This window comes from Acidibrevibacterium fodinaquatile (genome assembly GCF_003352165.1).
Taxonomy (GTDB): domain Bacteria; phylum Pseudomonadota; class Alphaproteobacteria; order Acetobacterales; family Acetobacteraceae; genus Acidibrevibacterium; species Acidibrevibacterium fodinaquatile.
The window spans coordinates 311490-330738 of the sequence record NZ_CP029176.1 but is presented as its reverse complement, the minus strand read 5'-3'; the positions used below and the strand labels follow the sequence as shown (position 1 = coordinate 330738).

The following is a 19249-nucleotide window of genomic DNA, read 5'->3' as shown; positions in this document are numbered from 1 at the left end:
AACCTTCCAATCATCGACCTCAGGAAAGGACGTCTTCTATGTCCGCGACCAAGATTCTCTGGGGCCAGGTCATCACCGTCTTCACAATCGTCCTGCTCGCGATCTGGAGCGCGACGGAGTGGACGGCCTGGCGCCTCGGCTTCCAGCCCCAGCTCGGCCACCCGTGGTTCGAGTTTCTGCATTTCCCGTTCTACCTTCCGCCGGCCTTCTTCTGGTGGTGGTTCGCCTACGACGCCTACGCGCCCGACATCTTCATTCAGGGCGCCTATATCGCCGCCTCGGGCGGCCTCATCGCCGCGGCCGTCGCCATCGGCATGTCGGTCTGGCGCGCCCGTGAGGCGAAGAACGCCGAGACCTACGGCTCGGCGCGCTGGGCGCAGCCGAAGGAGATCGAACGCGCCGGACTGCTGGGGCCCGATGGCGTGGTGCTGGGGCGCTACCAGCGCAGCTATTTGCGTCACGACGGGCCGGAGCATGTGTTGTGCTTTGCGCCGACGCGATCGGGCAAGGGCGTGGGTCTGGTGATCCCGTCGCTCTTGACTTGGCCGGGCTCGGCGATCGTCCATGACATCAAGGGCGAGAACTGGCAGCTCACCGCCGGCTTCCGCGCCCAGCACGGCCGCGTGCTCCTGTTCGATCCGACCAACGCCAAGTCGTCAGCCTACAATCCGTTGCTCGAGGTCCGCCGCGGCGAATGGGAGGTGCGCGACGTCCAGAACATCGCCGACATCCTGGTCGACCCGGAAGGTAGTCTGGAGAAGCGGAACCATTGGGAGAAGACCAGTCACGCGCTTCTGGTCGGCGCCATCCTGCACGTCCTCTATGCGGAGGCTGACAAGACCCTCGCCGGCGTCGCGTCATTTCTCTCCGATCCCAAGCGGCCGATCGAATCCACGCTCGCGGCGATGATGCGCACGCCCCATCTCGGCGAGGCCGGCGTCCATCCCGTCGTCGCCTCCGCCGCGCGCGAGTTGTTGAACAAGTCGGGGAACGAGCGGTCCGGCGTGTTGAGCACGGCCATGTCGTTCCTCGGCCTTTATCGCGATCCGGTGGTCGCCGAGGTGACGCGGCGTTGCGACTGGCGGATCGGCGACATCGTCGCGGGCGAGCGGCCGACGACGCTCTACCTGGTGGTCCCACCCTCGGACATCAACCGCACCAAGCCGCTCATCCGCCTGATCCTCAACCAGATCGGAAGGCGGCTCACAGAGGACCTGCAGGCTGAGGCCGGACGGCGGCGGCTGCTCCTGATGCTCGACGAGTTCCCCGCGCTCGGCCGGCTCGATTTCTTCGAGAGCGCGCTGGCGTTCATGGCCGGCTACGGCATCAAGAGCTTCCTGATCGCCCAGTCGCTGAACCAGATCGAGAAGGCCTACGGGCCGAACAACTCGATCCTCGACAACTGCCATGTGCGGGTCAGCTTTGCCACCAACGACGAGCGCACCGCCAAGCGGGTCAGCGACGCGCTCGGCACCGCGACCGAGATGAAGGCCATGAAGAACTATGCCGGGAGCCGGCTGTCGCCCTGGCTCGGCCATCTCATGGTCTCTCGATCGGAGACGGCGCGCCCGCTGTTGACGCCGGGCGAGATCATGCAGCTTCCGCCCGCTGACGAGATTGTCATGATGTCGGGTGTCCATCCGATCCGCACCAAGAAAGCGCGCTACTACGAGGACGCGCGCTTGCAGGAGCGCATCCTACCGCCGCCGAAGCCGGCCCGGCCGAAGGAAGGCCGATCTGACGACTGGAGTTCACGGCCATTGCCGCCGCCTCCACCGGCCCGCGCGGTGCGTGATGGCGAGGAGGCCGACGACGAAGATCCGAAGAACGCGGACCGCCGTCTCCAACCCGAGCTGAACCCGGAAACGGTCGAAAAGAAGGAGCCGATCGACAACGAATTCGCGCTCGACCCGACCGATGAGCTGGAGGAGGACGCGCCCCGGATCGGCCGAATGAACGACCTCATGCAGGGCGTGGCGCGTCAGGCTTCGCTCGATCCGGGCGACGACCTGGGACTGTGAGGCAAGCATGCCGTCACCGAAAAAGAAGGCTCAGATCTCGGTCTACCTCGATCCGGAGGTGATGCGGTCCCTCTCGGTCTTTGCCGCGCGTCGGGGGCAACCGATGTCGCTGATCGCCGAGGCGGCTATCGCATCGTTCCTGTCGCCGGATGCCGATGAGCGGCGAGAGGCGGCGATCGCGAAGCGGCTCGACCAACAGGATCGGCGTTTGGCGCGGATCGAGCGTGATGTGGGTATCGCTGTCGAGACACTCGCGCTGTTTATCCGCTTCTGGCTCACGACCACGCCGTCATTGCCTGAACCAGCCGCCAAGGCGGCGCGGGCGCAGGCCGGAACACGCTACGACAACTTCGTCGGCGCGCTTGGCCGGCGCCTCAGCCAGGGGCCTAAGCTCCGCCAGGAGATCCCCGACGATGTGCGGGAAGATCCGACTCGATCAACTGACGCCGACTAGACCCAATCCCGAATAACCGGAGCAACACCTACGCCGTCCAATCAGACTCCGCACCCAGCAAGTCTTTTTTCTCTCCTCTACGCCGGGCCACTACGCCATCTGAATACTTGTTGAAGCGCCCCATTTCTTACCTCTTCTAATCGTCCCCGTTGCTAGTCGCGTCTCGCGATTGGCCAATGACGGGGACGATCGTGGCGGTCACACCACTTCATTCCGAGGCCTTCTCCCGCGGTGCGCGCATGCTGCGCACCGCGCTCGGTCCCGCCATCGCCGCCTTCCTCGAAGACCCCTCGATCGTCGAGGTGATGCTCAACCCCGACGGCCGGCTCTGGATCGACCGGCTGTCGGGCGGCCTCGAAGATACTGGTCGCACCCTCTCCGCCGCTGACGGCGAGCGGATCGTGCGCCTGGTGGCGCACCACGTCGGCGCCGAGGTCCATGCGGAGCGGCCGCGCGTCTCGGCCGAGCTGCCCGAGACGGGAGAGCGGTTCGAGGGCCTGTTGCCGCCGGTGGTGGCCGCGCCGGCTTTTGCGATCCGCAAGCCCGCCGTCGCCGTCTTCACCCTCGACGACTATGTCGCCGCCGGCATCATGCTGGCCGGCCAGGCCGCGGTGCTCCGCGCCGCCGTGGCTGATCGCAAGAACATCCTCGTCGCCGGCGGCACCTCGACCGGCAAGACCACACTCACCAACGCCCTCCTGGCTGAGATCGCCGGCACCACCGACCGCGTGGTGTTGATCGAGGACACCCGCGAGCTGCAATGCCGCGCGCCCAACCTTGTGGCGCTCCGCACCAAGGACGGCGTCGCCTCGCTCTCCGATCTGGTCCGCTCCTCGCTGCGCCTGCGCCCCGATCGCATCCCGATCGGCGAGGTGCGCGGCGCGGAGGCGCTGGACCTCTTGAAGGCCTGGGGCACCGGCCACCCCGGCGGCATCGGCACGATCCACGCCGGCACCGCGCTCGGCGCGATGCGCCGCCTCGAGCAGCTCATCCAGGAAGCCGTCGTCACCGTCCCCAGGGCGCTAATCGCCGAGACTATCGATCTCGTCGCGGTGCTGCGCGGGCGCGGCAGCGAACGCCGCCTTTCCGAACTCGCACTCATCGCCGGTCTCGATCCCGCCACCGGCGATTACCGCGTCCAGTCCGCCGGGGCGGGCGGCGACCTCTTGCCCCCCGGAGACCCATCATGATCCGTGTTCTCGCTGTCGCTCATTCTTCGCGTCGCCGCGTGGCCGAGCTCGTTACGCTCGCGACCCTGACGCTCGCCTTCGCCCCGGCGGCTTACGCCTCCGGCTCCTCCATGCCGTGGGAGACCCCGCTCAACTCCATACTGGAGTCGGTGCAAGGGCCCGTCGCGAAGATCATCTCGGTCATCATCATCACCGTGACCGGCCTGACGCTCGCCTTCGGCGACACGAGCGGCGGCTTCCGCCGGCTGATCCAGATTGTGTTCGGCCTGTCGATCGCCTTCGCCGCGTCGAGCTTCTTCCTCTCCTTCTTCTCGTTCTCCGGCGGAGCGCTGGTCTGATGGCCGCGATCGTCGATCCCGACGTGCCCGGCTTCTTCGCGCCGCTCCATCGCGCGCTTACCGACCCAATTCTGATGGGCGGCGCGCCGCGGACCGTCGCGATCGCCAACGGCACGCTCGCCGCGGCGATCGCCCTCGGCCTGCGGCTCTGGATCCCCGGCGCGCTGATCTGGGCGGTAGGTCACACCGCGGCCGTCTGGGCGGCGAAGCGCGATCCGCAGTTCGTCGACGTGGTGCGCCGGCACCTTCGTTACCCAGCCTATCTCGGCGTCTGAGGCTCCGATGCTGAACCTTGCAGAATATCGCAGTCGTCCCGCCGGTCTCGCCGACTTCCTGCCCTGGGCGGCCTTGGTCGAAGAGGGCGTTGTCCTCAACAAGGATGGCTCTTTCCAGCGCACGGCGCGCTTTCGCGGACCGGACCTCGATAGCGCCACGCCGGCCGAGCTGGTGGGCGTGACCGCCCGACTCAACAACGCGCTGCGCCGTCTCGGCTCCGGCTGGGCGATCTTTGTCGAGGCGCAACGGATCGCCGCGCAGACCTATCCGCACAGCAGCTTTTCCGATCCGGCGTCAGCGCTGGTTGATCTCGAGCGCCAGGACGCCTTCGAAGAGGCTGGCGCGCATTTCGAGAGCCGTTACTTCCTGACCTTCGTCTGGCTCCCGCCCGCCGAGGACGCCTCCCGCGTCGAGGGCTGGCTCTACGAGGGCCGCGCGCAGACGGGCGTCGATCCGTGGGAGCTGCTGCGCGGCTTTGTCGATCGGACCAATCGCGTCTTGCAACTGGTCGAGGGGTTCATGCCCGAGGTGGCCTGGCTCGACGACGGCGACACGCTGACCTACTTGCACTCGACCATCTCGACCCGTGCGCAGCGCATCCGCGTGCCCGAGACACCGATGCACCTCGATGCGTTGCTCGCCGATGAGCCGCTCGCCGGCGGCCTCGAACCCCGCCTCGGCGCGCATCATTTACGCACGCTCACTGTGGTCGGATTCCCGACAACGACGCATCCCGGCATCCTCGACGAGCTGAACCGGCTCGCCTTCCCGTACCGCTGGTCCACCCGGGCGATCCTCCTCGACAAGACCGAAGCGGTGAAGCTGCTCACCAAGATCCGCCGGCAGTGGTTCGCCAAGCGCAAGTCCATCGCCGCCATCGTCAAGGAGGTGATGACCAACGAGGCGTCGACCCTCGTCGACTCCGACGCGGCCAACAAGGCCGCCGACGCCGATCTCGCCCTGCAGGAATTGGGCTCCGACGATGTTGGTCAAGCCTATGTCACTGCGACAGTCACTGTCTGGGACGAGGACCCGGGTCTCGCCGCTGAAAAGCTCCGGCTCGTGGAGAAGGTGATTCAGGGCCGCGACTTCACCTGCATGCCGGAAGGAGTGAATGCGCTCGAGGCCTGGCTCGGCTCCATCCCCGGCCATGCCTACGCCAACGTCCGTCAGCCGCCGGTCTCGACGCTGAACCTGGCGCACATGATCCCGCTCTCGGCAGTTTGGGCCGGGCCAGCAAGGGATGAGCATTTCCAGGCGCCGCCGCTGCTTTACGGCAAGACGGAAGGTTCGACGCCCTTCCGACTCAGCCTGCATGTCGGCGACGTCGGCCACACGTTGATCGTCGGCCCGACCGGCGCGGGCAAGTCGGTGCTGCTCGCGCTGATGGCGATGCAGTTCCGCCGTTACCGCAACAACCAGATCTTCGCTTTCGATTTCGGCGGGTCGATCCGCACCGCGGCGATCGCCATGGGCGGCGACTGGCACGATCTCGGCGGCAGCCTGTCGGCTGGATCGGAACATTCGGTGTCGCTTCAGCCGCTGGCGCGGATCGACGACCAGGCCGAACGCGCCTGGGCGGCGGAGTGGGTGGCGGCCATCCTCGCCAAGGAAGGCGTCACCATCGACCCGACCGCCAAGGAGCATGTCTGGTCGGCGCTGAGTTCGCTGGCGTCGTCGCCCGTGGGCGAGCGCACCATCACCGGCCTAGCGGTCCTGTTGCAGTCGGCGGCGCTGAAGCAGGCATTGCAGCCCTATTGTGTCGGTGGAGCCTCGGGCCGCCTGCTCGATGCCGAAGCCGAGCACCTCGGCTCCGCTCCGGTGCAGGCCTTCGAGACCGAGGGGCTGATCGGCGCCGGCGCGGCGCCCGCTGTGCTGACCTATCTCTTCCATCGCATCGAGGGCCGTCTCGACGGCCGCCCGACCTTGCTTATCATCGACGAGGGATGGCTGGTCCTCGACGACCCGGCCTTCGCGCAGCAGCTTCGCGAATGGCTAAAGACGCTGCGCAAGAAGAACGCCTCGGTCATCTTCGCAACGCAGTCGCTCTCTGACATCGATGGCAGCAACATCGCGCCGGCCATCGTCGAGAGCTGCCCGACGCGCATCTTCCTGCCGAACGAGCGCGCGATCGAGCCGCAGATCACGGCGATCTATCGCCGCTTCGGTCTCAACGATCGCCAGATCGAGATCCTCGCCCGCGCCACGCCGAAGCGCGACTACTACTGCCAGTCGCGCCGCGGCAATCGCCTGTTCGAGCTGGGCCTCGGCCCGGTGGCGCTCGCCTTCTGCGCCGCTTCCTCCAAGGCCGACCACGCCGCGATCGAGCGCGTCGTCGCCGAGCACGGCCGCGATGCTTTCACCACCGCATGGCTCGCCGACCGCGAGCTTCTGTGGGCCGCCGATCTCATCCCTGACCTGATCAACCTGGAGATATCATCATGATCAAGATGCGCCATCTGGCGGCGGCAAGCGCCGTCGTGCTCACCCTGGCCGTCACCGTACCGCCGGCGTCGGCACAGTGGATCGTCTACGACCCGACCAACTTCGGCCAGAACGTGCTTACCGCCGCGCGCGAGCTGCAGCAGATCAATAATCAGATCACGATGCTGACCAACCAGGCGACGTCCCTGGTCAACCAAGCGCGCAACCTCGCAAACCTGCCGATGTCGACGTTGACCCAGCTTCAGTCGTCGATCGCCCAGACCCAGTCGCTGCTTGGCCAGGCGCAGAACATCGCCTTCAACGTCCAGCGCGTCGAGCAGGCCTTCTCGACCAGCTACGGCACGGCGGCTGGAACTGGTTCAACCAACACCATGGTCGCCAACGCGCAGACCCGCTGGCAGAACTCCGTCGCCGCCTTCGAGGACAGCCTGAAGATCCAAGCCGGCGTGGTCGGCAACATCCCGACGAACTCCGGTGCGATGACCTCGCTGGTCACGGCCAGCCAGAGCGCCACCGGCGCGCTTCAGGCGGCACAGGCGGGCAACCAGCTTCTGGCGCTGCAATCGCAGCAACTCTCCGACGTGGTGGCGGTGCTGTCGGCCAAGAGCCGGGCCGATGCCTTGGAGCAGGCACGCACCGCCTCGGCCGAGGCGCAAGGTCAGCAGAACTACAAGACCTTCTCGACGCGCACCGGCTATCAGCCCGGCAACGTCACCATGTTCAGCGGCAACTGAGGCGCGGTGATGCTGGGACGGTCGGAAATCTTCCGCGCCGCCGCGATCGTCGCCCTGATCGCGGTCGCCATCACGGCTCTCGTGGTGACCAACCGGCGCCACTCGGCCCCCATTGCCGAGACCCCTCCGACCATCGTCACACCAGCATCCGATGACCTCTCGGCCGAGCTGCGCCGTTGCAGCGCGCTCGGTCCCCAGGATGCCGAAGATCCGCATTGCGTCGCGGTCTGGGAGGAGAACCGCCAGCGATTCTTCGGCAGGCCGGCGCGGCCGCTGTCTCCGCAAACGCCCCCAGGCGCTGCCGCGCCGGCCACTCCTTCTAAGGGAGATGCGCGATGAACAACGTCGGCGTCATCGACACCTTCCTCAACACCTTCACCACCTACATCGATTCCGGCTTCGGCCTGATCAAGGGCGAAGTCGGCTATCTCTCGTCCACGCTGATCGTCATCGACATCACCCTCGCAGGCCTGTTCTGGGCCTGGGGCGCCGACGAGGACATCCTGCAGCGCCTGGTGAAGAAGACCCTCTACATCGGCTTATTCGCCTTCATCATCACCAACTTCAACAACCTCTCCGCCGTCATCTTCAACAGCTTCGCCGGCCTCGGCCTGAAGGCGGGCGGCTCGTCTATCAGCACCGCCGACTTCCTGCGGCCGGGCAAGCTCGCCCAGGTCGGGCTCGACGCCGGACAGCCGCTGCTCGATGCGGCCAACCAGATGATGGGCTTCACCAGCTTCTTCGCGAACTTCGTGCAGATCGCGGTGCTGATGGTCTCGTGGGTCCTGGTGCTGATCGCCTTCTTCATTCTGGCGGTTCAGCTCTTCGTCACGCTGATCGAATTCAAGCTGACCACACTGGCCGGCTTCATCCTCATTCCCTTCGCGCTCTTCAACAAGACCGCCTTCCTCGCTGAGAAGGTGCTCGGCAACATCGTCGCGTCCGGCATCAAGGTGATGGTGCTCGCCGTCATCGTCGGCATCGGCACCGGGCTCTTCTCGCAGTTCACGCAGACCTACGCCGGCGGCCAGCCGACGGTCGAGCAAGCGCTGTCCGTCGTGCTGGCCGCCCTCGCCATGCTGGGCCTCGGCATCTTCGGCCCCGGCATCGCCACCGGCCTGGTCTCCGGCGCGCCCCAGCTCGGCGCGGGCGCCGCCGTCGGGACTGGCCTGGCCGTCGCGGGTACGGCGATGGCCGGCGCCGGCGCGCTCGGCCTGGCCGGCAGGGGGGCGATGGCTGCGGCTTCCGGCACTGCCGCCGCCGCGCGCGGTGGGGCGGCAATGGCCGGCGGCGCGTCCTCCGCCTACAGCCTTGCTTCAGCCGGCCGGTCCGGCGCGTCGGGCGTCGCGGCCGGACTCGGCGGGGTCGGGCGAGCGGCCGCTTCAGCCGCCGCGGCTCCTGTGCGGCGCGCCGCCGCTCAAGCCGGCAGTTCGATGCGGGAAAGCTTCGCCGCCGGCGGCCGGTCCAGTTTCGCTGCAACCGGCGGATCATCGACCGGAGGGACGGTCGGCGGCAATTCACCAAGCACGCCCGCGGCGCCCACCGGCGGATCGGAGGGTTCCGGCCCACCGGCCTGGGCCCAGCGCATGAAGCGCAACCAGTCGATCGTCCACGGGACGCAGACCGCTGCGCAGGTCCTCAGGTCCGGCGACAGCCATGGCGGCGGCCATTCCGTCGATCTCTCTGGAGGAGAATAAGAGATGGCGCTGTTTCGCCGCCCCACCGTTCGCTACGGTCGAACGCCCGAGCCTGAAACCCCCTATCAGCGCGCCGCCCAGGTGTGGGACGACCGCATCGGCTCGGCTCGGGTGCAGGCCAAGAACTGGCGGCTGATGGCCTTCGGCTCGCTCGCGCTGTCCATGGGTCTCGCCGGCGGTCTCGTCTGGCAATCGACCCACGGCACCATCGTCCCCTGGGTCGTGCAGGTCGACAAGCTCGGCCAGGCGCAGGCCGTCGCGCCCGCCGCCGCCGACTACACGCCCAGCGATCCGCAAGTTGCCTGGTATCTTGCGCACTTCATCCAGATCGTCCGGTCGCTGCCGGCCGATCCGATCATCGTGCGGCAGAACTGGCTGCAGGCCTACGACTTCACCACCACCTCGGGCTCCCAAGCGCTCAACGACTATGCGCGCGCCAACGACCCCTTCGCCAAGCTCGGCAAGCAGCAGATCGCCATCGACGTATCTAGCGTGATCCGCGCGTCGCCCTCGAGCTTCCGCGTCGAATGGGTCGAGCATCGCTATCAAGACGGCGCGCTCGCCGACAACACCCGTTGGACCGCGATCCTCACCATCGCGATCCAGACGCCGACTTCCGCCGACGTGCTCCGCAAGAACCCGCTCGGAGTCTACGTCACCGCCATCAACTGGTCGAAGGAGCTAGGACAATGACCTCGCCGATTTCCATGGAAGCCGGCGGTCCGGCTTCGCGTCTCTTCACCATTCAGCAGAGCCGGAAAGGAGGGATTGCGCCTTTCCGTAAAGCCGCCCTGGCGGCTTTGCTGATGTCCGCCACTACGCTGGGCGGCTGCGCGCACAATTTCATTCCGCCCGACATCAATTACGACAGCGCGGCGCCGGCAAAGCTCACCGTCGATCCGCCAGCGCCTATCAAGATCGTGGAGTTGCCCAAGCTGCTGCCGCTGCCCGGGCAACTGAAGCCGATCGACGGTGGCAAGCCGACACCCGAAGCTGCCGACCCGACCGTGCGCGTCAACCAGGCCAACGCTGCCGCGCGGATTCAGCCGGTGCGCAACGGCTTCATCAACGCGGTCCAGGTCTATCCGTTCTCCGGCGGGGCGCTCTACCAAGTCTATACGGCGCCCGGCGAGATTACCGACATCGCGCTGCAGGACGGCGAGCAGCTCGTCGGCTCCGGCCCCGTCGCCGCCGGCGACACCGTGCGCTGGATTATCGGCGATACCGAGAGCGGCACGGGCGCCACCAAGAAAGTTCACATCCTGGTCAAGCCGACGAGACCCGAGCTGCTCACCAATCTGGTCATCAACACGGATCGGCGGACCTACCTCCTCGAGCTGCGCTCGACCGAGAAGACCTACATGGCCTCGGTCTCCTGGCAGTATCCCGAAGATCAGCTCATCGCGCTTCGGCGGCAGAACCAGGAGGCCGACGCAGCCGCGCCGATTGCCAGCGGCGTCGATCTCGCCTCGATCAACTTCCGTTATGCAATCCAGGGCGACAACCCGGCCTGGCGTCCGCTGCGCGCCTTCGACGACGGGCACAAGGTCTACATCGAGCTCCCGAGCGGCATTGCCCAGGGCGAGATGCCGCCACTGTTCGTCATCGGACCGGCCGGCGGCTCCGAGCTGGTGAACTACCGGGTCAACCGCAACTATTACATCGTCGACCGCCTGTTCGCAGCCGCCGAATTGCGTCTCGGCGACAAGGATAGCGAGCGGCGCGTGCGCATCGTTCGCACCGATGGAAGGCCGCGGTCATGACGGCGGAAGGTCCTGAAGAACAACCGCCGACGCCGACGCCCGTCGTACCGCCCGATCTGCGGCTTCGGGGCGAACGGCCGCGCGTCACACGCTTGTCGCGCAGGGTGCTGATTGGCCTGGGCGCCGTTTCGGCGCTCGCCGTCGCGGGCGCGCTCGGCTACGCGCTCCAGACTCGCAACGCGGCGCAGAGCGGCCAGGAGCTGCTTTCCACGCAGAACCGTCCCTCCGCCGAGGGCCTCGCTGGCCTGCCGAAAGACTATACCGGCCTGCCACGCCAGGCGCCCCCGCTTGGCCCGCCGCTGCCCGGCGATCTCGGCAAGCCAATCCTGAACGCAGGGGCAGCGCCGAACACGGTAGCGCCCGCGACCACGCCTGATCCGGAGGCGCAGCGCCGGGCCCAAGAGATCGAGGCGGCGCGGCTCAGCCGCCTCTTTGCCCAGACGAATCAGCAGCCCCAGCCCGTCGGGCTCGCCGCGCCGGCTGGGATCGGGACGACGACGGGTCCGACTCCCGCACCGCCAGTCGACGCCGGCGCCGCGCAGAACATGCAGGACCGCAAGACGACCTTCCTCAATGCGTCGACGGACAAGCGCACGGTCAGTCCAGACCGGCTCGACGCGAAGGCCTCGCCTTATGTCGTGCAGGCCGGCACTGTGATTCCCGCCGCGCTCATCACGGGCATTCGTTCCGATCTGCCTGGTCAAATCACTGCCCAGGTGACGGAGGCGGTCTATGACAGCCCGACCGGCAAATATCTTCTGATCCCGCAGGGCGCGAAGCTGATCGGCCAATACGACAGCTCCGTCGCTTTCGGGCAGTCGCGCGTCCTGCTGGTTTGGACCCGGATCATCATGCCGGATGGCGGCTCGATCGTGCTGGAGCGTCAGCCCGGCGCCGACACGCAGGGCTACGCCGGACTAGAGGACGAGGTCGACAACCATTGGGGCATGCTGTTTAAGGCCGCCGTGCTCTCGACGCTGCTCAGCGTTGGCGCCGAGGCAGGCACCAGCCAGAATGAGAACAACCTCGTGCAGGCGATTCGCAGCGGCGCGTCCAACAGCATCAGCCAGACAGGCCAGCAGATCGTCCAGCGCCAGCTCAACATCCAGCCGACCTTGACCATCCGGCCGGGCTTCCCGGTCCGTGTTATCGTCACGCGCGATCTCGTGCTGGCGCCCTACGGACGGGGAGCAACGCCATGACGAAACTCAAGCTCGGGGCGCTCGCCGACGATAAACCCGTTAAGATCACGGTCGAGTTACCTGCCGCCGTTCATCGCGACCTTGTTGCCTACGCTGAGGTGCTCGGACGAACGACAGGGCAGGTGATCTCCGACCCGGCCAAGCTGATCGTGCCGATGATCGAGCGGTTCATGGCGACGGACCGAGCGTTCACGAAAGCGCGGCGAGGGGCCTCGATCCAATCCCATTAGGTTCCGGCCGAGAGATCCGGATGGCGCTCGCGGAGCATAGCGAGAAACGGTTCGAGCGTCGGATTGTTATTCGCCTGTCGCCAGTAAGCGGTAAAGTCGAGACGTGTCGGCCCTTCCTCTTCGTGGACCTCGCGATAGACTACACCCTCGTAATGGACGCCTGTCGCTCCTTCAAGCATCAGCAACATACCATATTCGGCGCCAACCAGACTCAGCAGGCGATCGAGACTAACGTCGTGATGTAGTATCCGCTGTGGGCCCGAGCCATGGAGTTTTGCGGTCAACAGTCGTTCGAGTTCGGGTCCCGGACCGCGTTGAGGGAATAGCACTCGCTCATTTACAAGATCAGACCAGTTGATCATGCTACGAGCGCAGAATGGATGCTGCGCCGGCATAGCAACGATAACGCGCTCGCTCCAGAGCGGCAGGCGCCGATCGTCCCAGCTTGGGCCACACGTGGTCATGATGGCGATGTCGATCGCGCTGGTTATCAGGTCACACATCAACCTGTCATGCCCACCGTCGATCGTGTAAACGTCCACGTCCGGAAAGCGTCGATGATGGTCAGTTAATGTGGCACGCAGGTTGCCAGTCGAGAGTGAGGCATAAACGCCGATTGTGAGTTGCCCGTTTTCGCCGCGTCCACGAGTTCGCAGTCTTGAGAATACGGTGTCGACTTCTTCAACGATTCGCCGCGCCGCCTCAAGGAACTCATAACCCGCAGCGGTTGGCCGTGTGCCTCCGTTACTCCGTTCGAAAAGCGTGGCACCCAAACGATATTCAAGGTCGCGCAGCCGCCGGCTGAGGGTTGATTGCCGAATGTGAAGCGCCTCTGCAGCTTGCCTTAGACTTCTATGCTTAGCTGCAACAATTACCCATCTCAGGTCCCGAAGCTCGATCGCCGCCGCCGTCATCATTTCTCATCAGCTACACGGAAGCGTGAGAAATTTGGTGAATTGTCGCTGTCGGAGCGACACCAGCATCAAGACGATGGCTGCGAATTCGCAGACAAGGCCTCCCCCAGTCGAGATCGGCGATGAAGCCCTCCGCCAGAGTGAAGGGACCTTGAGCAGCACCGAGGGGGATGCAAAAGACACAGCAATCTCCCGGCTTCGGCCACAAGGTTTCGGCGCAGCACGTGCAGGTATAGACGAACTGGCAAGCGTCGGTCGGCATTGTTTCCGCCTTCATGCTTCCGCAGTTCGGGCAAGTGATTGCGGATTGCGAGATTACCGATATTCCGGCCATCAGCCGCCCCTCACATGGCCAACGCCGGAACCCAGAAAAAATAGGCGTTCAGCATGTAGAGCCCCGACGCAATCAGCGTCACGCCGCCCAATGTCTCGAAGGCACGCCGATACGCGGCCAAGCCGTGTAAATTCTCGAGCCAGCCGATGCTGATAGCGCCAAGAGCGACTGGAAGGGCGCGGCCTACGGCAAACGCGAGCAGAAGAACCGCCCCAGTCCAGGGTGAGCCGAGTCCTGCCGCCGCCCCGAGCAGCACGACGAGCGCCGGCGTGCAGAACGGACAGACCGCGATCGAGAACACCGCGCCAAGGACGAACGCGCCCCATGAGGCAGTGGGACGTCTCGCTCTCAACGCGAATGCTGGTAGCGGCAGGCGAACCCATCCCGCCCAGGTGAGCCCGAGAATGATCAAGAGCGGGCCGAGGACGAGCCCCCAACCTCGACCCACGAGAGACGCTACCCAGTGGCCGCCTAGTCCGGCAACGAAGCCCAAGCCCGCGTGGGTGACAAGCATGCCAAGGATGAACAGCGCTGCGAAGAGGATTGCCTGCTTCCTCTCGCGGGCTCTGGTCACGTAGGCGAGCGATACCGGAATTGAGGCTAGCGCCACCGGATTGAAGCTGAAGACCAGGCCGGTCAAGAAGCCGATGCCGACGGCCGCTATGCCGGCCTGCTCAACCGCCTGTCGGAGTGCATCGGGTTCCATATTATTTCCCCGGCGCGCTTCGACGGATCAACGCGTCGCGCAGCTGATGCGGCGTGGGTAGGGAGGAGAACAGGAGCTCGCCATCAACGACCACTGCTGGGAGGGTCAGCACGCCGAGTTCGACCGCGTGATCCAGATCCTTGAGCACATTCAGTTCGTGCCATTCGATGCCCGTGACCGTTCGTTCTGCGACGGCCTTGAGACCCTCTCGCGCGGCAGCGCATTGAGTGCAACCTGGAGAATAAAACAATTCGATTTTCATGATTCAGTGAGCCTGCCTCGTCACGTCGGCTTGGTCCAAGGCCGCCAAAATCGTGCATTCCTCGACCGGATGCGTTTCATTGGCGCAATCGGCAATGAGGTAATCGAGCGCCTTGGACATGGACTTCATCGCGCGGATTTTGTGTTCGAGTTGAAGTTTCTTTTCGATCGCGTGCTTGCGAACATCACCGCAACAGGCGGCATCGCGGCTCCGCAGGATGAGAAGCTCGCGGATTTCCGCAAGCGTGAAACCGCAATGCTGGGCCTGCTTGATGAAGTGGATACGCCGCGCGGAATCCTTGTCATAGAGCCGGTAGCCGCTTTCACTCCTATCGGCCGGATCGATCAATTTTTCCCGCTCGTAGTAGCGCAGTGTGTCGACGCTGACTTCCGCCAGTGCCGCGAGTTTGCCGATCGTCAACATACCTACCTCCTAGTCGACCCTAGACCCTGAAGTATACTCCAGGGTCAAGCGCGTCGTACGGGATATCGGGCCGCCTGCCACGCTAGGATTTCGATCGGACGTCCGCGCCAGCCTGAGTCACCCCGGCGGCGGATGGAACCGCTTGGGACGGAACCTCGGAACGGAACAAGGCGAAGGACAACACCGCGAGGATCAGCTCAATGACTGCGAACAGTCCAAACGCGACCCCAAAACCGAACCGAAGCAGCGCGCCGAAGATGAGGCTTCCGAGACCGAAGCCGACAAAGAGCGTGAAGACGTTCAAGCCCATTGCCTGCCCGGCGCGTTTGCCGCCGAGGGAGGTGACGATTCCCCCGAAGAGCGGCTGGGTCATGTCGTAGCCCAGGGACAGGACCATCGCGACGACGGGGGCGAGGATCATCGGAAAGCCGAGCAGCAGAGCGGCCGCCGCGACGGCGCTCAGAACGAGGCCAATCGGTATCAATCGGGCGCGGCCCCAGCGATCGGCCGCTCGGCCGATCACCGGCCCGAACAGGAAGCCCGGCACGCCATAGCCGAGGAGGGCCAAGCCGATACCGACGGGTCCAATGCCGTATTGCCGCTCGAAATACACGCCGAGCCAGGTGAACACGCCGGAATGGAACATGGAGTTGACCAGGACATAGCCGTAGGTGCGCTGCCCGCGCGGTGTGCCAAGCAGATCCTTGTAGCCACGAAAGAGGTCCCGCAGCGTGCCTGTCACCGGCTGAACCGCGGCGGCAATGACGGCTCGATAAGGCAGGAGAACCAGGAGGAGCACCGCACCGGCCGCGCCGACAGCGACGAACAGACCTTGCCAGCCGACGAACGGCACGATCATCGCGCCCAGCGGTGAACCGAACGCCATGCCGCCGGCCATCGCGCCGAACAGCCAGCCAAGCGGTCGGCCCCGCTGTTCGTAGGGATAGAGTCGGCCCACCAGCGCCAACGCGAGCGGAACCACGCCGCCTGCGCCGATCCCGGTCGCCATCCGCCACAGCGCCAGCTGTTCAATGGAGTGCGCTGTTGCGGTCAGGATCGTGAGCGCCGCGAACGCCGCGAGGGAGGTAAACATCACGCGGTGGATGCCGAGCCGATCCGCCAGAAGGCCATACGCGAGGGTCGCGATTCCATAGGGGATCAAGTATGCCGGCACGATGAGCCCGACCGTCTCTACCGACGTTCCGAACGTGTTCGACAGCGCCGGTATGATCGGCGCCACCATGTAGGCTTGGAAAAAGATGATGAAGGTTGCCGCCGCGAGCATCCTGAGGAGCCGCTCGCGCTGGCGCTCGCCGATCGCCGCCGGCATCGTTTGCTGAACTTCAGTCATTTCATTCCCTTACTCAGACCGCCTGCACTGACGCGGACGCGATCGGGCGCCCCACGCTGCGGATCGCGTCGAAAAAGAGCCGCGGGCTGCCCCACAGCGAGTTGAAGAAGATCGCCGTGACGCTCACCGCCATTGCAACCATCGCCCATATCGGGTGGATCAGGCCGGTGGCGGCGAGCGGAATGCCGGCGCCGTTGAAGAGGAAGGCCAGCACGACGTTTTGAACCATCTTCCCATAGCTCCGGCGGCTGATGTCACGGGCGATGGGGAGCGCAGCCAAGCGGTTCGACAGGATGATGATGTCCGCCGCCTCGATCGCGATATCGGTGCCGCCGCCCATGGCGATGCCGATATCGGCTTGCATGAGCGCCGGCGCGTCGTTGATGCCGTCGCCGACCATCGCCACGCGGGCCTTGGCTTGCAGCTCCCGCACGATCCCGGCCTTGTCCTGCGGCAGCACGCCCGAATGCACCTGGTCAACACCGACCTCGCGCCCGACCCGTTGCGCCGCACGGTCGTTGTCGCCCGTGACCAGGATCGTCTTGAGACCGGCATTGCGCAGTGCCGCGACAGTCGAGATGGCGTCGGGTCGGAGCGTATCGCCCAAAGCGACGACACCCAGCGCGACCCCATCCCGCGCGACGGCGATCACGGTGCGTCCTTTGGCTTCGAGAGCTTCGATGGTGTTGTGAAGATGTGTGAGGTCGATGTTTCGGCTGGTAAGAAACCGCGGGCTTCCGACAAGAACCTCGCCGGCGTCGATGCGCGCGACGACACCCTTTCCAGGGAACGCCTCGAATGATGTGACATCCGGCGGCGTCGCACCGCGCTCGAACGCCGCCTTGACCACGGCCTGGGCGAGCGGGTGCTCCGAAGACGCTTCGGCGGCGGCAGCAATTGCGAGAAGCTCCGTCTCCCTTACCTCGACGGCTTCGATCTCACGCACGACGGGGCGGCCCTCGGTGAGCGTGCCCGTCTTGTCGAACACGATTTGTTTCACCGTGCGGAAGCCCTGGAAGGCTTCGCCCGTCCGCATCAGGATGCCGTGCTCGGCGGCCTGGCCGGCGCCGCGCACGATGGAGAGCGGCGCCGAGATGCCGACGGCACAGGGATAGCCCATCACGAGCACGCTGAGGCCGGCGAAGACCGCGCGTTCAACGTCAATCTGTCCGGTGCCGAGCCAGGAGCCGACGAGCCAGCCAATGACCGCAAGGGCGGCGATCCCAAGGACGGTCGGGGTATAGACCCGCAGCACGCGGTCGACGAGATGGAGGAGGCCTGGCTTCAGTGCCCGCGCGTCCTCGACATGGCGGATCACCTGGTGCAGGAAGCTGCCTTCGCCGACCGCCGTGATCGTCACCAGGAGCGTGCCGGTGCCGTTGATCGAGCCGCCGATGACCGCATCGCCCTCGGTCTTTTCGACCGGAATCGACTCGCCGGTCACCAACGATTGATCGACCCCCGAGCGACCGCTCACGACCGTGCCATCGACAGGCACCCGCTCGCCTGGGCGAATGCGCACGAGGTCGCCAACTTTGACGTCCTCGATCGGCACTTCGACCTCCGCGGTCCCACGCACGACGCACGCGGTCTCCGGCTGCAGATCGAGGAGACGCTTCACCGCCTGCGAACTCCGTGTCTTGACGATGAGCGACAGCCACTCCGAGAAGATGTGGTACGTGCCGACCATCACCGAGACCGCGAAGAACGGCGCGGTCGGATAGCCAGGCCGGTTGAGCACGAGCCCGATGATGCCGCCGGCCATGCCCGCGAACGCGCCGATCTCGAGCAGCACATGCTGGTTGATAATGCCGCGCCGAAGTGCCTGGAAGGCCATGTGGAGGATGTGCCGCCCGATGCCGAATATGAGGACAACGGCCAGGGCACCAGCGAGCCATGGCGCGACCCCGGTCAAATATCCCTCCAGATTGAGATAGAGCAAGGAGAGCGCCATGACGACGAGGCCCGAGAAGGCCCCAATAGCCACCCACAACCCGGTCGAGCGCAGGACCAGGAAGACGAACCCGCCCAGGCTCAGGCACACCAGCGCCGGCAGAAAGCCGATCCAGCCCACCTGGGGATCCGCGATGATCGGGATGGAGGCAACGCTGAGCACGACGGCGAGGACGAAGCGCCGGGCCTCACGCACGAGATCGCGCTCTTCTTCTTCGAACCCCCTGAGCTTGCGGGGGTCGGAGATGGTGTAGCCGATGTCACGGAGGGTCTGCAGCAACTCCTCGGGGCGGGCGATGGCCGGATCGTATTCGACGAGCGCCTGCTCGTGCGTCAGACTCACTGCCACCTTGTCGACGCCGGGCATTCGCCCGAGTGCCTTCTCGATGGTGCCGGTGCAGAGGGAGCAATGGAGCCCACCGATCCGCGCCCGGATCTTCCGACGGTCAGCCCTGGTCGAGGGCTCTTCGCTCCACGGCCGGAACGAGGATGGAACTGTTGTCGCGACACGCATCGTCATCTCCATTCATCGCAGTTATCGACCCAGTGTCTGGACCCCGCGACGCGCTTTCTGGTTGAACCCACGCTCATGCGCTGAATTCGATCAGTGCCGACCCGCGACGCGAAAGCCGGGCTTTTGGATCACCGCCACGAGGCGATCCTCGCCGGTACTTTGCGGGTCATAGAGGATGCGGGCTTGACCTTCTTCGAACGAGACCGTTGCCATCTGCACGCCTGGCTCACTTTCGACCAGGGTCTTGATGGTATTGGCGCAGCCATCACAGTTCATGCCTTCGATCTTGAAAGTTGCCGTTTTCATATTTTGCTCCATTACAGGTACTATCGGCATAGCCCGATAGCTTTCTCCACTGTTTGCGTCGGAGTGTATCTGCTCAATCTTCACGTGAGGGGCACACTCGGTAACTTGCGGCGCATGGCGCTGCGGCAAGTGAGCC

21 protein-coding genes are annotated in these 19249 nt (G+C 65.4%); 13 read left to right on the top strand and 8 right to left on the bottom strand.

Annotation, left to right across the window (positions count from 1 at the left end; genetic code table 11):
• Positions 1 to 38: 38 nt before the first annotated feature.
• From DEF76_RS01555 to DEF76_RS01495, 13 genes are all read left to right on the top strand, one after another.
• On the top strand, positions 39 to 2021 hold the full coding sequence (locus DEF76_RS01555) for a conjugal transfer protein TraG (RefSeq protein ID WP_162800435.1): 1983 nt from the start codon (positions 39 to 41) through the stop codon (positions 2019 to 2021).
• Between the two features lie 7 nt (positions 2022 to 2028).
• Positions 2029 to 2475 carry a CopG family transcriptional regulator gene (locus DEF76_RS01550; protein WP_114910820.1) on the top strand — a complete coding sequence of 149 codons (447 nt, stop codon included), beginning with the start codon at positions 2029 to 2031 and terminating at the stop codon, positions 2473 to 2475.
• A gap of 191 nt (positions 2476 to 2666) precedes the next feature.
• Entirely contained in the window at positions 2667 to 3665 is a 999-nt protein-coding gene (gene trbB, locus DEF76_RS01545) for a P-type conjugative transfer ATPase TrbB (RefSeq protein WP_456303847.1), read from the top strand.
• On the top strand, positions 3662 to 4003 hold the full coding sequence (locus DEF76_RS01540; protein WP_085772625.1) for a TrbC/VirB2 family protein: 342 nt from the start codon (positions 3662 to 3664) through the stop codon (positions 4001 to 4003). Before trbB ends, DEF76_RS01540 begins: the two co-directional genes overlap by 4 nt.
• Positions 4003 to 4278, top strand: coding sequence for a VirB3 family type IV secretion system protein (locus DEF76_RS01535; protein ID WP_162800434.1), 276 nt, complete (start codon positions 4003 to 4005; stop codon positions 4276 to 4278). The genes DEF76_RS01540 and DEF76_RS01535 overlap by 1 nt, the downstream gene beginning before the upstream one ends.
• A gap of 7 nt (positions 4279 to 4285) precedes the next feature.
• Complete coding sequence (trbE, locus tag DEF76_RS01530) at positions 4286 to 6724, top strand: conjugal transfer protein TrbE (RefSeq protein ID WP_114910818.1); 2439 nt, start codon at positions 4286 to 4288, stop codon at positions 6722 to 6724.
• Positions 6721 to 7458 carry a P-type conjugative transfer protein TrbJ gene (trbJ, locus tag DEF76_RS01525; RefSeq protein ID WP_114910817.1) on the top strand — a complete coding sequence of 246 codons (738 nt, stop codon included), beginning with the start codon at positions 6721 to 6723 and terminating at the stop codon, positions 7456 to 7458. The genes trbE and trbJ overlap by 4 nt, the downstream gene beginning before the upstream one ends.
• 9 nt (positions 7459 to 7467) lie before the next feature.
• Positions 7468 to 7797, top strand: coding sequence for a putative entry exclusion protein TrbK-alt (trbK-alt, locus tag DEF76_RS01520; RefSeq protein ID WP_114910816.1), 330 nt, complete (start codon positions 7468 to 7470; stop codon positions 7795 to 7797).
• On the top strand, positions 7794 to 9155 hold the full coding sequence (trbL, locus tag DEF76_RS01515) for a P-type conjugative transfer protein TrbL (RefSeq protein WP_114910815.1): 1362 nt from the start codon (positions 7794 to 7796) through the stop codon (positions 9153 to 9155). Before trbK-alt ends, trbL begins: the two co-directional genes overlap by 4 nt.
• Before the next feature lie 9 nt (positions 9156 to 9164).
• Positions 9165 to 9848, top strand: a complete 684-nt coding sequence (trbF, locus tag DEF76_RS01510; RefSeq protein ID WP_240319315.1) for a conjugal transfer protein TrbF — start codon at positions 9165 to 9167, stop codon at positions 9846 to 9848.
• Positions 9849 to 9961: 113 nt separating this feature from the next.
• Entirely contained in the window at positions 9962 to 10918 is a 957-nt protein-coding gene (gene trbG / locus DEF76_RS01505) for a P-type conjugative transfer protein TrbG (protein ID WP_456303861.1), read from the top strand.
• The gene (locus DEF76_RS01500; protein ID WP_114910812.1) at positions 10915 to 12120 is read left to right on the top strand and encodes a TrbI/VirB10 family protein; all 1206 of its coding nucleotides are present in this window, start codon (positions 10915 to 10917) and stop codon (positions 12118 to 12120) included. Before trbG ends, DEF76_RS01500 begins: the two co-directional genes overlap by 4 nt.
• Complete coding sequence (locus tag DEF76_RS01495) at positions 12117 to 12350, top strand: DUF2274 domain-containing protein (RefSeq protein WP_114910811.1); 234 nt, start codon at positions 12117 to 12119, stop codon at positions 12348 to 12350. Before DEF76_RS01500 ends, DEF76_RS01495 begins: the two co-directional genes overlap by 4 nt.
• On the opposite strand, the gene DEF76_RS01490 is transcribed toward DEF76_RS01495, so the two are convergent.
• From DEF76_RS01490 to DEF76_RS01455, 8 genes are all read right to left on the bottom strand, one after another.
• Positions 12347 to 13264 (bottom strand): LysR family transcriptional regulator, encoded by a 918-nt coding sequence (locus DEF76_RS01490; protein ID WP_114913589.1) that lies wholly within the window; start codon positions 13262 to 13264, stop codon positions 12347 to 12349. The two genes, DEF76_RS01495 and DEF76_RS01490, sit on opposite strands and share 4 nt — an antisense overlap.
• 13 nt (positions 13265 to 13277) lie before the next feature.
• Positions 13278 to 13598 (bottom strand): GDCCVxC domain-containing (seleno)protein, encoded by a 321-nt coding sequence (locus DEF76_RS20430; protein WP_114910810.1) that lies wholly within the window; start codon positions 13596 to 13598, stop codon positions 13278 to 13280.
• A 10-nt stretch (positions 13599 to 13608) separates the two neighbouring features.
• Positions 13609 to 14304 (bottom strand): cytochrome c biogenesis CcdA family protein, encoded by a 696-nt coding sequence (locus tag DEF76_RS01480; protein WP_114910809.1) that lies wholly within the window; start codon positions 14302 to 14304, stop codon positions 13609 to 13611.
• A 1-nt stretch (position 14305) separates the two neighbouring features.
• Positions 14306 to 14566 (bottom strand): glutaredoxin family protein, encoded by a 261-nt coding sequence (locus DEF76_RS01475; RefSeq protein WP_114910808.1) that lies wholly within the window; start codon positions 14564 to 14566, stop codon positions 14306 to 14308.
• Between the two features lie 3 nt (positions 14567 to 14569).
• Entirely contained in the window at positions 14570 to 14989 is a 420-nt protein-coding gene (locus DEF76_RS01470; RefSeq protein WP_114910807.1) for a heavy metal-responsive transcriptional regulator, read from the bottom strand.
• An 82-nt stretch (positions 14990 to 15071) separates the two neighbouring features.
• Positions 15072 to 16319: an MFS transporter gene (locus tag DEF76_RS01465; RefSeq protein ID WP_114910806.1), complete on the bottom strand. Its 1248-nt coding sequence runs from the start codon at positions 16317 to 16319 to the stop codon at positions 15072 to 15074.
• 34 nt (positions 16320 to 16353) lie between these two features.
• Positions 16354 to 18807 carry a heavy metal translocating P-type ATPase gene (locus DEF76_RS01460; RefSeq protein WP_114913588.1) on the bottom strand — a complete coding sequence of 818 codons (2454 nt, stop codon included), beginning with the start codon at positions 18805 to 18807 and terminating at the stop codon, positions 16354 to 16356.
• 90 nt (positions 18808 to 18897) lie between these two features.
• Positions 18898 to 19113 carry a heavy-metal-associated domain-containing protein gene (locus DEF76_RS01455; protein WP_114913587.1) on the bottom strand — a complete coding sequence of 72 codons (216 nt, stop codon included), beginning with the start codon at positions 19111 to 19113 and terminating at the stop codon, positions 18898 to 18900.
• Positions 19114 to 19249 lie beyond the last annotated feature (136 nt).